Here is a 12,512-nt window from a genome sequence, read left to right on the forward strand (position 1 = left end):
ACCCCCAGTAGGCCAGAGGATACTTTGGATACCCTCCTGCTCCTTAAGGCACCATCTTAAGAACCTGCGCGCCAAATAGTCGTGCGATATGAATTCAAGGTTGCAGTTTTCCGATCTCTCGCTCTCAAAAGAGATCGCGAAAGCCATAGAAAATATGGGCTTTGAAGAGCCCACCCCTATCCAGGCACTCGCCATCCCCCTCATCCAGGCCGGCCGTGACGTGACTGCGCAGGCGCAGACCGGTACCGGTAAAACATCCGCATTTGGCATCCCCGTTATCGAAAACATCGACGCATCGCAGAAGGTCGTGCAGGCCATCGTGCTCTGCCCGACCCGTGAACTTGCCATCCAGATCGCCGAGGAATTCTCGCATCTCCTCGCATACCTCCCGAAGATCACGGTCCTGCCGGTCTATGGCGGCCAGCCCATCGAGCGCCAGCTCAGGGCTCTTGCCCAGGGAGTCCATATCGTGATCGGTACCCCCGGCCGCGTGATGGACCACCTGAAACGCCGCACCCTCTCGCTCGACAACGTTTCGATGGTTGTGCTCGACGAGGCAGACCAGATGCTTGACATGGGTTTCCGGGACGACATCGAGCGCATCTTAAAGCGCATCCCGCAGAAGAGGCAGACGCTCCTTTTTTCGGCAACGATGCCCCAGCCGATCATCGAGATCTCGAAACGGTTCCTGAACAAACCCGAGTTTGTCCGGGTCGAGTACCAGGAACTTACCGTCCCGGCCATCGAACAGACCTATGTCGAGGTCAGGGACCGGGACAAGCTCGAATCCCTCTGCCGGGTGATCGATGTTGTCGACCCGCACCTGGTGATCATCTTCTGCAACACGAAAAGAGGCGCAGAAGACCTTGCCGGCCGCGTCCGGGCGCGGGGCTACCGTGCCGAGGAACTCCACGGCGACATGAAACAGTCCCAGCGCGACCGGGTCATGGGCGGGTTCCGGAAAGGTTCCATCGAGATTTTAATCGCCACCGATGTCGCTGCCCGCGGGATCGATGTCGAGGATGTCGACATGGTGATCAACTACGATGTCCCGCAGGACGTCGAGTACTATGTCCACCGGATCGGCCGGACGGGCCGGGCCGGAAAGAGCGGGCGGGCGATCACCTTTGTCACGCCCCGGGACTTCACCAAGCTCCGCGAGATCCAGAAATATACCCGGGTCCAGATTACCCGGATCCCCCTGCCAACCACAAAAGACGTTGTCGAATCCAAGACAAAGACCATCCTCGAAGAGGTGCGCGAGATAGTCCGCAACGGGGGAGTAGAACCGTATGCGCGGTTAATCGAGCAGGAAAGCGAAGGCGACCTGACCACGCTTGACATTGCCGCAGCGCTCCTAAAGATGCAGATGGAGCAGGGTGCAGAGGCGAAAAGGGAACATGCCCCGGCCGATTTCGGGGACACCGGCGCCGAAGCCGGCATGGTCAGGTTCTTTTTGGGCCTTGGCCGCGACCACAACGTGGCCCCGAAGGATATCGTGGGAGCCATTGCAAACGAGACCGGTATCCCAGGAAAATCCATCGGCGCTATCCGTATCCTCGATACCTACTCGTTTGTAGAAATTCCCCGCGACTGCGCTGAAGAGGTCTATACGATCATGAAGGAGCGTACGATCCGTGGCCAGCCCACCGGGATCGAGCCGGCCCAGGGCCGGAGGGAATAATCCCATAGTCTTTTTTTCCGATCCATAATTCCGTGGCATTGCGGGTGAGCGCGCCGTTCATTTCCGGGGCGGTGCCAAGCTCTGTCGGATCAGAGCGGTCATCTCGTCAGGGCAGGGCAAAAACCATCTCTCCGGGAAAACCCCTGGAAAATTCCCCTGTTTTTCGCTCTGGACGCGTAATCCTAAATAGACCGGACGGCGAAACTCCTGTATGCATATGAAATTTCTGTATGGAGGCATTGCCTTCCTGATTCTCCTGCTCGTCGCAGCCGGGTGCACCCAGCCCGCCGCCCAGCAGGCAACCCCGGTTCCGACCACCGAAGTGGCGACCGAGGCACCGACGGTTGCTGAGACTACCGCTGCCGCAGCACCCACGACCGTGACACTTGCCACCCCCGGACCAACCCAGACCCTGCAGACCAACTGGAATGTGGATGTCCAGGTTGCGAGCAACGGCAAGGCAATCGACCCCGAGGTCATCCTTACCTTCCGCGGCGGAAAAGGCCTTAACGTCATCCCCGAGATCGACCTGATGCTGTACAAGGAAGACGGGACGGTAGAAAGCGACAAGATGGTCCAGCCGCTCTATGTCGGAAAGACCGTCCAGCTCAAGGGTTCGACCGGCAACAAGGACCGGGCAGAAGTCTGGGTTGTTACCCCGCAGGGAGACCGGGTCAAGGTTATCGACCAGTACGTCCCCTTCAGATCCTATAACTAATCCTTTTTTTGGCGGGTGATATTCACCGGCCGCTCAATAGTACGAGATGTCTGCCTGCCCCCGTGGCACGTATTCACGGGAAGGTATGGTCTGCGGGATTGCCGGCGTAGAGTGGAACCTCCCTTACGGTGGTATCTGCGTACCGGGTATAAAAAGCTAAAAAACCGGGGCTAAAAAAAAATTATAATCCGATCTTCTGGAGCGCCGGTGCAAGCAGGGTCTCATCGCCGATAAGGAAGAGCTTGTCCCCTGCCGTAACGGTGCTGTCCGGTGCAGGTATCATACGACCGCCTTCCCCTTCCTTGCGGAATGCAATGGCCGAGACGCCTGCGGGAAGCCCTAATCCGGCAATGGTTGTCTCCTTTCCCGGGGGAATGACGACTGCCCGGATCGCCCCGTTGCTCTCGTACAGCAGCGAGAGGAGCGTTCCGGCATCGTCCGGGGTGAACATCGGGGCGATCTTTTTCCGGGCATCATCGATCGCCCGGCTGATCTCGTCTTTTGTCGGAAGCTCCCCGGTGACCTGGGTATAGGCTTCCTGAACGGTTGCCTGTGCCTTTGCCGTGACCGGTTCAACCGTTTCCCGGAGTTTTCCTGTGAGCCCGGCAAGCTCTCCTGCCAGGTGGTCCCCGGCAGTATGTACGCTTTTTTCCACCTGTTCTTGTAAGGGGATGTTCTTTTTAACAACCACCGGGGTGCCCTCTTCTATCCCGAGTGCCGAGAGATCTTCCGGGGAGAGACGGATTTCATCGGGCCCGACCAGCGAATCCGAGAATGCAGAGACCGTGATCCACGTATCTTTTGTGGTTGTGCCGACATCGATATCGTCTCGTTCCCCGATGCCAAGGTCCCTGAGGGTGGCCCCGTTGATACGGGCGCGCCCGGTGCTGGGAAATGCCCTTTTACGGGCAGTAAGTATCAGATCGCTCATGATACCACCGGGTTAACCCGTACCGCAATAAGGCTTCCGGGGAGTGCACGATGGAAAAAAGAAAAAACAGTGTTTTCTTTCCTCTCACGAAACACGTTCCCATCGTGCTACTGAGAAGGTAAGAATGGGGATGAATATCCCGATAAGGATGATTGCCGCGGCAACCGGTTCATCGCCGTACGGGGGCATCACGTATACATAGATCCCATCGACGATCACAAAAAAGGCAATAAAGATGCTTAATACCTGCAGGATCTTTTCCATGGCAATTCAACCCGGGGATTATTTTTTTATTATCTATACGGTGGCGGCAAGGAGATAATAAACGCTTGCCCGGCAGGTGTCATCGTTCATCCGGAATATGGAGCGTCTCCCACGAGACCCTCCCCTCATCGACCGCCTTTTTTATCACTCTCTGTGTCCGGGTGAGCGTTGCCGCCCCGTGCTTGACATCCATGAACACGATTTTAAGGGAGGTCCCGTGTTCGTCTGCCACTTCAGACAGCCCGTCAAAAACAATATAGTCCACCGGGGAACCGATGAACCGTGCGTCTGCGGGAAGATACCGGAACGCGGGGTACACCGGGGCCATCTGCTCTGCGATCTTTCCCTTCAGGGTTGACCGGGAACGGTTCACCGAGTCTTTCCGGATCTCTTTTGCAGCTTCTGCCTTCCACTGTTCAAGTTCGGCACGGCAGCGGGCCTCTATCGCGGTGATCTGGGCTTTTACATACCCCCATCCGAGAATAAACCCGGTAACGAGAGCGATCAGCGCCGCAATACCGCTGTAGATAAGATCCATGGGAGGTACTGCCCGCCGGCCCTTATAGCCCCGGTGGCAGGGAGGGTGAAAATGAAGGGATAGTCTACTCCACCGGCAGCTGTTCTTCGGGGTGTACCCGAACTCCAAACAGAGTACGGGGTTTTTGCGTGAAGAGGTATGCGAACCACAATTCTTTTTTCCCGCATGGTAGACTTAGGAGAGTACTGTTATGCAGAAAACTCAGGGCCGAAAATACCAGGTAGTCGAGGAAGCAGAGATCGACCTCGTCCTCAAATGCAGGGACAGCCGTGAATTTTACGAGCAATATCTCAGGGTGTTTCCTGACACAAAGAAGGGTCTCGACAGCATCAGCAAGATCTGGAAGCGGCGGAGCGAATTTGCAAAGAAACGGCAGCTCGTCCTGCCCCACGGGGAAGCCGCCGGTACTCCCTTCAATACCGAACTGGATGCACGGCTCGCTGAACAGACGAAGATCCTTGCTGATATTGCCGCGGTAACAAAGGAGAACCTGGAAGTGAACCGGCAGATCCTTGCCGCGCTTACCCACCAGAACCGGCTCCTCGGGGGACACGAGGAGAAACAAAAGGAGTCCCCGGTGCAGTCTGTCCAGCCCCCAAAACCACCTGTACAGAAAAAGGTGCCGGAGAAACAGACCCCGATCATGGTTGGATCGTAACCCAAAAACAGTCCGGTAATTTTTTTAATAAGAGAATTGTTCCAAAACGCGCATGGTTTTTTTATTATTTTGGATTTGGGAAATATCGGGATAATCATGGCGTATTTTTAAAAAATGCGTCCCGATTCTGATTTTTCCCGGTAAACTGTTCTGAAGATTTGTTGCAGGATTTCCCTCTTTGGTATGCCTGCAACGCCGGAGCATGCGATCCTTATATATACCACAAGAAAAAAATTCTGATATATGCCACGAGGACGGCCAAAAGGCTCACGAAATATGAGCGCATACGAGCGGGGAAAAGTAAAACGAATACGTGAAATTCTCGCCCAGAAAGGAATTTCAAAATTTGACCGGCTTCGCGATCAGCAGGTTCTGAGTAATATTTATGTAAATACCGAAGGCGAAGTCTTTGTTAAATTCGGCATGGACAGGGCAGTTTTGGCAGAACCCCGGGTTATTCCGAATAAATCCGGCGAAAAGATCCTTGCAAAACTGGAAAAGAACATTGCAGCACTTCGTTCTGCAATCCAGTGATCAGTTTTAAATTTTTTTTAGTACGGATATTGCCCGTGAATTATTCAGGTTTTAACGGGTAAACCCCTCACGGGAATATGTTTTTTTACCCTGCCGGCGCATGAGGGAGCCGGCGGGGCGAGCCGGTGAAGAGATGGCTGCATGATCGCCACCATAACAACAATATCATCTCTCGCCATACGTTTTCCTGCACATAAAAGCCGGTGATTGCTGTTTCCCTCCTCCCTATTCCTTCCCGGATCTCAGCGCTCGCTGCCGAGCGGGATGCACTGTCATTGTACCCCGAGGAGCGCTTTTCCGGTATTATCCGTGACGTGCGCTTCCGGTGCACCTCCTGCGGTAAATGCTGTACCCGGGCATTCAACGGCCATGTCTTCCTGCTCGACCGGGATGTCGCGGCAGTCAGGAGTATCGACCCTTGTGCCCTGGAACCGGCACCGGATCCCGAGTTCTGCGACCAGAACGGTATTTTCTACGTATCCGGGTATGCCCTGAAAGTGAAGAACGATCCGGATGGATCGTGCTGGTTTCTGGAAAACAACCGGTGCCGGATTTACGATCGCAGGTTTTCCATCTGCCGCATCTACCCGTACATGCTCCACCGGGAACCGGACGAGCGGGGAAAAGTGGACTGGCGCCAGATCTCCGGCCTTGAAAGGCACGGCGGGTACGATGCAGAGATCTCCTTAGAGGAAAGCATGGAGATCGCCCGGGAGACGATCGCCTACGAACACGCGTTCCTCTCCCAGCAGATTGCGTTCCTGGAGTGTGTTCAGGGTTTGTTTTTGAAAGCCGGGCTCCGGCATGTCCAGAAGATATACGACGGGCAGATGCGCGAGTACCGCAGCGGTGCCCCGATCACGGTCATGGCCTACTACAACGGCGCACTGGAAAAACAGGTAATCTGCAGGAATCACGATGAGAGGTAAGACCCCCGAAGATCGTACACTCCTCCTGCAGGAATACCCCTTAAGGCACTGAATAAAAAAGGTGTGCGGAAGCAGCCGCTTACTGCGCCTTGAGGATCAGGAGCGTGATATCGTCGTGCTGGGGCCGGTCTCCCGCAAACGCGGTGATAGCGGCAAGGATCCGTTCAAGGATGGTGGCAGCGGTCTCACTCCGGTTCTTCGTGATCACGTTCAGGAGCCGCTCTTCGCCGAATTCCTCTTCCATATCGTTGATTGCCTCGGTTACCCCGTCCGTGTAGAGCACCAGGACGTCGCCGGGCCGCAGATCGACCCGTACTGACTGGAGGCTGACGTCATCGATAACCCCGAGCGCTATCCCCTTTGCCTTTAAGAGGACAACATCGGACGATGTTCCCTTGAGGAGGAGCGGGGGATTGTGGCCGGCGTTTACATAGTTGAGCGTCATCGCTTTTGCATCGAGGATCGCATAGAAGAGGGTCACGAACATGCTCGTTTTGGAATCCTCGCAGATCAGCTGGTTTGCATGCCCGATTGCCGTGGCAGGATCTGCATTTGCAAGCGTACTTGCCCGGATCAGCGTACGCGAGAGCGCCATAAAGAGCGCCGCAGGGACCCCTTTTCCGGAGACATCGGCGATGACAAGGCCCCACTGGTCTTTTGCAAGCGGGATGAAGTCATAGAAGTCGCCGCCTACCTCGAGTGCCGGGATATTCTTTGCCACCAGTTCGATGCCCTCGATCTTCGGGGCCTCATCGGGAAGGAAACTCTGCTGGATCCCTTTTGCGATCTCGAGTTCCTTTGCATACCGCTCCTTTTCTGCGGTCGTTCTCTGGAGTTCGTCCATATGGGTCTTGAGATCCGCAGCCATCGTGTTAAACGACCGTGCCAGGTCCTCGAACTCGTCGCCGGTCTCGACGGTTACCCGGTACCCGAGATCGCCTCTTCCCAGAGCTTCGGATCCTTCCTTAAGCCGGGCAACCGGCCGGGTGATGAGCTGTGCAAAGAGGACCGAGAGCACCGTCACGAGGATAAAGAGCAGGATAAAGAGGATCACAAAAACGTTTTTTGCCAGATCCATCTTCTGCTGCAGGAGGGTTCCGGTCTCGCCGGTCGCGTTTACGATCTGGGACCGGGTCTTTTGTGCCGGTGCAATCACATCGTCGACCGGGACAACGATACCCACGCTCCAGTTCACGCTTTTGACCGGGGCATAGGCAATGTATTTTTCACCATCGGGAAACGGCACTCGTGCCGTCCCGCTCTTCCCGGCAACCATGTCCCGGGCAACCAGAGCGAGGGCTGAATTGTTGCTGGAGAGGAGATTTTCGGTTGCAAACGCTTCCCCCCATCCGGTTTCCCCGGCGGAAATCCCCGGGCGCGCAACAATGTTTCCCTGTTTGTCGAGCAGGAAGGCATACCCGTTACCGTCGACCTGCGTCCCGATGATCTGGGAGTTTACGGTTGCAAGCGTTACATCGGATGCAACAACCCAGGTCCTGCCGTTTGTTTCCCCCGGCACCCGCCGCGAGCAGGTGATCATCAGGCCTTTTCCCGAGGCATCGATGTAGGGGTCGGACCAGGTGACCGTATCCGATTTCAGGGCCGCGGTATACCAGTCCCGTGTCCGGGGATCGTAGGTCGGTGCGATACCCGTCATCCAGGGATGAACGTACAGGATGCCGCTGTCAGTCCCCACGTAGATCTGCGTGATCCGCTGATCGGAAGAGAGGAGGGGCGTCATCACGTCATCAAGGGGAGAGAGGGATGCGAGGTCGTCGCCAACACCGGCCTTTGTGACACCCGGTGCGAGGATGTAAACCGATGAACGGCTGGGATCCTGCGACCGTTCTGTCTGGGGGAGTGCGGTTATTGCGGAGGCTCCCCCGGGTTTTGCCCGCACCGTAGCTGCATATTCGGCAAAGGTATCCATCTCGCTTTCAACCTGGGAAAAGACAACGTTGCTGATATCGGCCTGGTCTGTTGCGAGCTGGCTTAAGGAGGATTCGGCATTGGTTTCAAGTGCCGTCGTGCTGTCGTGAACGGCCCGGTCTCCCAGCTGTCCGCTGCTCGAGATGGCTATGGCACTCATATCGCCCATGGTAAAAAATGCTGCGTACCCCACGACTGCCAGTGCAACCATGGAAAGTGCCAGGAACACGATCAGGATCTTGGTCTTGACATTCAGTTTCAGGTTCCGGCGCACCATGGTGTATCGTATGACGTGTTTGTGAAGAATGCCTTAAAAAGCGTTAGTATCCTGTCGCGGAAGGGATCACCGGTGCCCGGTACTGCCCGAACGAGGAACGGCACTTACAAAAAAAAGGAGTTTCAGATGTTGCCCGGGCCGAACTGCTGCCGGCTCTGCGGGGCAAAGGCGTTCTCGACAACGCCCGGCCCAAAGACCTTCGGGGCAGCGCCGGTCTTTGCATAGGTGTACAGGGCGACCGTAAAGATTCCCTGCATTGCCGACGATAGGATGGCAAGGACGGCAATGAGCACGATAAAGAGGGCGAGCGCCACGAGAATGAGCGTCGGGTTGCCGACAAAGAGCGTGGCAAGGAACAGGAGGAATCCCACAAACCCGATCGCAATGAAGATCAGCGAAATCGAGAGTGTCCCGACAACGCTCTCCCCCCAGGTCTTCTTAAAGAGTCCCAGGGACTCCTTCATCGCAGCAAAGACCCCTTTGTCTTCAAATGCAAGTACCGGGACCACAAAGAGGGTGACCAGGCTCCAGACTCCCCCGACCATGGCCGCGGCAATCTGGCCTAAAAACCCTGCCCGGTCCTCGATCATGTGCAGGATCAGACCGACCGTTGCGGCGATGACTGCCCATGCAAAGATGGCGCCAAGGTGCCGTCCTGCAGCGGAAAGGCCTTCTCCGATAGTCATATCTTTCCCGTTCAGCCGGGCATTCACACAGCTGATGAGGCCCACGTTAAAGAAGATGACCACAAAGTAGCTGACCAGGTAGAAGAGGAACAGCAGGATAATCCCCGCAACCGAGTTGGTGGAAAGGGAGTACGCACTCTTGGTAATAATCAACGGCAGGATAAAGGTCGCGATCACCAGCAGGGTTATGATCCCCGAAAGGATGGGAAAGACTAGGAGCTTCTTGTCCTCCATGAGAATCCGCCAGCTCGCCTTGACAAGCTCGAAACTGCGCATTATCCGATCGAACATGACCGGTTGGTTCGCAGTCCGAGAGTAAGAATGTTTTTTACCGGGCCGGTCCGGTATCCCGGCATACGACGAAGGCAAAAAGGGGATGGAGAAAACTGCAAAGAACAAGGGGTTTATCGCGCACCGGCGGACCCCTCAAGCGGACCGTTCCCGCGTCCTGCTGCTGATCCGACCGTGAGCCGGTCTTACCGGTCGAATATGTCCCTGACAAACGCCCCGATATGGGAGACCGCACCGCCTGCCTCGGGGATCTGGCGGCCGAAGATCTGCCAGTAATGGAACATCCCTTCCCAGATCTCGAACCTGACCGGCACCCCCGCCCATTTCATCTTCCTTGCAAAGGCAGAGATGTCGTCGTAGAGAAGTTCGCCGGTCCCGGTCTGGAGGTACACCGGGGGCAGTCCGGAGAGCTGTGCGTTTATGGGCGAGGCGAGCGGGTCATCCGGCTCCCTGCCGCCAAGGTAGGCGGTCCGGAGTGCCGCAAGCCGGCCCGGTGTCATCCAGTCCGTATCCTGGCTGGCGGTGATCGATTCCCCGCCAAATTTTAAATCGACAACGGGGGACATGCAGACTGCCGCCGGTGGCAGGGGCAGGTGCTGGTCGCGGAGCATGAGCAGGAGGTCAAGGACAAGGGTTGCTCCGGCCGATATGCCGACCGGGATAATCCGGTGGGGCAGGACACCCTGTTTGAGAAGATACCGGTACGCTGCAAGGGCGTCGTCTGCCTGTGCCGGGAAGACCTGCTCCGGGGCAAGCCGGTAATCGACCGAGAAGAGCCGGGACTGCCCTGCCCGTGCCAGTTCGGAGCAGAACCCCAGGTGATCCGCTGTGGATCCGACCGTGAAATCCCCCCCGTGGAAGAAGAGAAGCGTCCGGTCCGGCCGCGATTCCGGTACCTTGCACCATACGCCGCGGAGATCCCCGCGAATGAGGACCGGTTCCACGGACGGGCGTGCCTCGCTCTGGAACTCGGTGAAAAAATCCGCGAACTCCTCCCGCAGGGTCCCGGCCGGGTGGGAGGGATCGGGAACATAGGACCGGAGAATGTCCAGGAAATTCCGCGGCGTTTCACGGATCATACTGATTGGATATGGTGCGTTGAAGGGATAAATTATGGTGCCGGCTCTCCGTGCCCGTCACTGAAGGAAAACCGGGCGAGGTGAAAACATCCCCTGTACCTGGCGGCCCGGCACAGGGACTTACAGATCCTCGCGGTCAAGGCGGTATACATACCAGCCCAGCCGTTTTGCCCCGCTCTTTGTGTAAAACCGTATCGCCGGTTCGTTCCAGTCAAGGACCATCCATTCCATCCGGCCACAGCCCCGATCCCGTGCAATCTTCCGGCAGAATCCCAGCATATGCCGGCCGATGCCCTGCCCGCGGTACTGTCCGGGCACAAATATATCTTCGAGATAGAGCGTGGGCCGGGCAAGGAATGTGGAGTACGTAAAATAAAAGGTAACATACCCCGCCGGGGTTGTACCGATTTTTGCCAGGTAGGCCTCGTACCGGGGCGTTTCCCCGAGTGCATCGGCCCTGAGACGCTCTTCTGCCGCAGTATCCGGGGGTACCAGGTGCTCGAACTCGGCAAGGCTCCGAATAAGGGACAGAAATTCCGGGAAATTGCCGGCATCCACTTTTTCCATATCCGGTACAGTCATTGTGGTCTCACTCCCGTACCCTTGGGGATACGTGGTTAAAGGGTCACCGTTTTTAACGATCCCCGGGGCTTTTCCGGCAATCTGCGGGCAGATCCTCCCAGAACCTGACCAGGACCTGCCAGATCCTTTCGCGGAGGGCCGGTATGCGTTCGTTCCCTGCACCCGGTTTGCCCCCCGTGGAAGGATCTTCGTAGAGCGACCGGTTGATTTCGATCTGGATCCAGGGAATACCTTTCCTCCAGTAATGGGCGTTTGAGATAAAGCCCCCCGAGAACGGTGTGTTGAGGGCCACATTCCCCGCGCCGGGAAATTCAGATCTGAACTCTTTTGCAAGGCTCCCGATCCAGTCCTCCGGGCAGGTGGTAATACTTCCCGGCCGGGCCTTCCCCCGGGTGTCGCCATAGTTGCCAAGGCAGATCAGGGGGCGCTCTTTTCCGGCATCGCTCTGCTCCTGCGAACCCTGTGGGAGCATGGAATGGCAGTCGAACGCAATACGGACAGGATGAGCATCGATCAGTTCATCGACGCGCTGGTGGTAGGGGAAATACCACTGGACCATCCACCGGTGGATGAGGGCAAGGTCCGGGATTTTACCGGGGATATAGACCTGCCTGCCATCGATGGTACGCGTCTTGATGATCCCGTCAGGATCCTTTAACGGGAGTGGCAGGGGCGGGCGGTTCAGATCGACAACCATCCGCGAGACCGGCGTATCGATCAGGGCCTCTACCGACGGTCCGAAATCAAAAAGCGTCCGGGTCGCAGGATCGCTGTACCACAGGAGTTCGCAGTCCGTGAGTGCCATCCGCGAGCGGACCTCTGCCGGTACATCGACACCGCCGTGGGGAATCGAGATAAGGAACGGGTATTTCATGCCCCTCTGTTCTCCGGTAAGGGATCATTGAACGGGTACTTTTGTTAAGGTTTGTATGCTGCCGGTAACCGGGAACCCTGCTTTCGCGTCTCCTGAAGATTTCCCCGGACAAATGCCGAACTGCAAACTTTTATATAATTAATTGTATGCTTGTAGTTTTGTCGGGATCATGAGCCCCCGGTAAGAAAAAGGAGACAAACCCGCCAAAAAAACGATTTTTTATCTGACGCGTTTAAAAGCAGGTATGCAGAAACAGGCCAAATAGGGTGAAAATTCCAGTGGAAACAAAGGGGTATAAAAAGGGGGTTATGGTTCTTTAAAAGGGGAATATCCCCTGTTTAAATATTAATCATTAATAAATATCGCCCGTTTCCGGCAGGCAACCGTCCGGTATGCCTGCCTGCTCTTCCTGCACTATTCCGGCAGCACCGCATGTTCTCGCCGATCCGGTCATCGCATTGGTCCACCGCTTTTTGTACCCGGTAAAAGAATGTAAATAGTACAAAATGTAAGCTATAAATTACAAAATAGCTTGTTT

Annotated in this window: 13 protein-coding genes; 5 read left to right on the plus strand and 8 right to left on the minus strand. The window is 56.2% G+C overall.

Annotation, left to right across the window (positions count from 1 at the left end):
- Positions 1–88: 88 nt before the first annotated feature.
- Together BP758_RS10030 and BP758_RS10035 are read left to right on the plus strand one after the other, a co-directional pair.
- Positions 89–1,684 carry a DEAD/DEAH box helicase gene (locus BP758_RS10030; protein ID WP_292370743.1) on the plus strand — a complete coding sequence of 532 codons (1,596 nt, stop codon included), beginning with the start codon at positions 89–91 and terminating at the stop codon, positions 1,682–1,684.
- A gap of 217 nt (positions 1,685–1,901) precedes the next feature.
- A complete protein-coding gene (locus tag BP758_RS10035) occupies positions 1,902–2,402 on the plus strand; it encodes a hypothetical protein (RefSeq protein ID WP_292370744.1) in 501 nt (166 codons plus the stop codon).
- Positions 2,403–2,583: 181 nt separating this feature from the next.
- On the opposite strand, the gene BP758_RS10040 is transcribed toward BP758_RS10035, so the two are convergent.
- The 3 genes from BP758_RS10040 to BP758_RS10050 all read right to left on the minus strand — a co-directional run bounded on the left by BP758_RS10040 (position 2,584) and on the right by BP758_RS10050 (position 4,135).
- Complete coding sequence (locus BP758_RS10040; protein ID WP_292370745.1) at positions 2,584–3,333, minus strand: hypothetical protein; 750 nt, start codon at positions 3,331–3,333, stop codon at positions 2,584–2,586.
- 84 nt (positions 3,334–3,417) lie between these two features.
- Positions 3,418–3,597, minus strand: coding sequence for a hypothetical protein (locus BP758_RS10045; protein WP_292370746.1), 180 nt, complete (start codon positions 3,595–3,597; stop codon positions 3,418–3,420).
- Positions 3,598–3,676: 79 nt separating this feature from the next.
- Entirely contained in the window at positions 3,677–4,135 is a 459-nt protein-coding gene (locus BP758_RS10050; protein WP_292370747.1) for a Holliday junction resolvase-like protein, read from the minus strand.
- A 190-nt stretch (positions 4,136–4,325) separates the two neighbouring features.
- On the opposite strand from BP758_RS10050, the gene BP758_RS10055 reads away from it, so the two are divergent.
- The 3 genes from BP758_RS10055 to BP758_RS10065 all read left to right on the plus strand — a co-directional run bounded on the left by BP758_RS10055 (position 4,326) and on the right by BP758_RS10065 (position 6,256).
- Positions 4,326–4,793, plus strand: coding sequence for a hypothetical protein (locus BP758_RS10055; RefSeq protein ID WP_292370748.1), 468 nt, complete (start codon positions 4,326–4,328; stop codon positions 4,791–4,793).
- A gap of 276 nt (positions 4,794–5,069) precedes the next feature.
- Positions 5,070–5,327, plus strand: a complete 258-nt coding sequence (locus tag BP758_RS10060; protein WP_292370749.1) for a hypothetical protein — start codon at positions 5,070–5,072, stop codon at positions 5,325–5,327.
- Positions 5,328–5,530: 203 nt separating this feature from the next.
- Complete coding sequence (locus tag BP758_RS10065) at positions 5,531–6,256, plus strand: YkgJ family cysteine cluster protein (RefSeq protein WP_292370750.1); 726 nt, start codon at positions 5,531–5,533, stop codon at positions 6,254–6,256.
- Between the two features lie 79 nt (positions 6,257–6,335).
- Here BP758_RS10065 and BP758_RS10070 read toward each other — a convergent pair whose 3' ends face one another.
- The 5 genes from BP758_RS10070 to BP758_RS10090 form a co-directional block, all read right to left on the minus strand.
- Complete coding sequence (locus tag BP758_RS10070) at positions 6,336–8,462, minus strand: SpoIIE family protein phosphatase (protein WP_292370751.1); 2,127 nt, start codon at positions 8,460–8,462, stop codon at positions 6,336–6,338.
- Between the two features lie 122 nt (positions 8,463–8,584).
- Positions 8,585–9,439, minus strand: a complete 855-nt coding sequence (locus BP758_RS10075; protein WP_292370752.1) for a DUF6159 family protein — start codon at positions 9,437–9,439, stop codon at positions 8,585–8,587.
- A 185-nt stretch (positions 9,440–9,624) separates the two neighbouring features.
- Positions 9,625–10,518 carry an alpha/beta hydrolase gene (locus tag BP758_RS10080; protein WP_292370753.1) on the minus strand — a complete coding sequence of 298 codons (894 nt, stop codon included), beginning with the start codon at positions 10,516–10,518 and terminating at the stop codon, positions 9,625–9,627.
- A 120-nt stretch (positions 10,519–10,638) separates the two neighbouring features.
- Positions 10,639–11,100, minus strand: a complete 462-nt coding sequence (locus BP758_RS10085) for a GNAT family N-acetyltransferase (protein ID WP_292370754.1) — start codon at positions 11,098–11,100, stop codon at positions 10,639–10,641.
- Positions 11,101–11,152: 52 nt separating this feature from the next.
- The gene (locus BP758_RS10090) at positions 11,153–11,974 is read right to left on the minus strand and encodes an N-formylglutamate amidohydrolase (RefSeq protein ID WP_292370755.1); all 822 of its coding nucleotides are present in this window, start codon (positions 11,972–11,974) and stop codon (positions 11,153–11,155) included.
- Positions 11,975–12,512 lie beyond the last annotated feature (538 nt).

Origin of the sequence: Methanoregula sp. UBA64 (assembly GCF_002502735.1) — an archaeon.
Lineage (GTDB): Archaea > Halobacteriota > Methanomicrobia > Methanomicrobiales > Methanospirillaceae > Methanoregula.

What these genes read in the sequence shown, in the direction of transcription:
- BP758_RS10030 (WP_292370743.1), top strand. Translation starts at nt 89, where the DNA reads ATGAATTCAAGGTTGCAGTTTTCCGATCTCTCGCTCTCAAAAGAGATC.
- BP758_RS10035 (WP_292370744.1), top strand. Translation starts at nt 1,902, where the DNA reads ATGAAATTTCTGTATGGAGGCATTGCCTTCCTGATTCTCCTGCTCGTC.
- BP758_RS10040 (WP_292370745.1), bottom strand. Translation starts at nt 3,333, where the DNA reads ATGAGCGATCTGATACTTACTGCCCGTAAAAGGGCATTTCCCAGCACC.
- BP758_RS10045 (WP_292370746.1), bottom strand. Translation starts at nt 3,597, where the DNA reads ATGGAAAAGATCCTGCAGGTATTAAGCATCTTTATTGCCTTTTTTGTG.
- BP758_RS10050 (WP_292370747.1), bottom strand. Translation starts at nt 4,135, where the DNA reads ATGGATCTTATCTACAGCGGTATTGCGGCGCTGATCGCTCTCGTTACC.
- BP758_RS10055 (WP_292370748.1), top strand. Translation starts at nt 4,326, where the DNA reads ATGCAGAAAACTCAGGGCCGAAAATACCAGGTAGTCGAGGAAGCAGAG.
- BP758_RS10060 (WP_292370749.1), top strand. Translation starts at nt 5,070, where the DNA reads ATGAGCGCATACGAGCGGGGAAAAGTAAAACGAATACGTGAAATTCTC.
- BP758_RS10070 (WP_292370751.1), bottom strand. Translation starts at nt 8,462, where the DNA reads ATGGTGCGCCGGAACCTGAAACTGAATGTCAAGACCAAGATCCTGATC.
- BP758_RS10075 (WP_292370752.1), bottom strand. Translation starts at nt 9,439, where the DNA reads ATGTTCGATCGGATAATGCGCAGTTTCGAGCTTGTCAAGGCGAGCTGG.
- BP758_RS10080 (WP_292370753.1), bottom strand. Translation starts at nt 10,518, where the DNA reads ATGATCCGTGAAACGCCGCGGAATTTCCTGGACATTCTCCGGTCCTAT.
- BP758_RS10085 (WP_292370754.1), bottom strand. Translation starts at nt 11,100, where the DNA reads ATGACTGTACCGGATATGGAAAAAGTGGATGCCGGCAATTTCCCGGAA.
- BP758_RS10090 (WP_292370755.1), bottom strand. Translation starts at nt 11,974, where the DNA reads ATGAAATACCCGTTCCTTATCTCGATTCCCCACGGCGGTGTCGATGTA.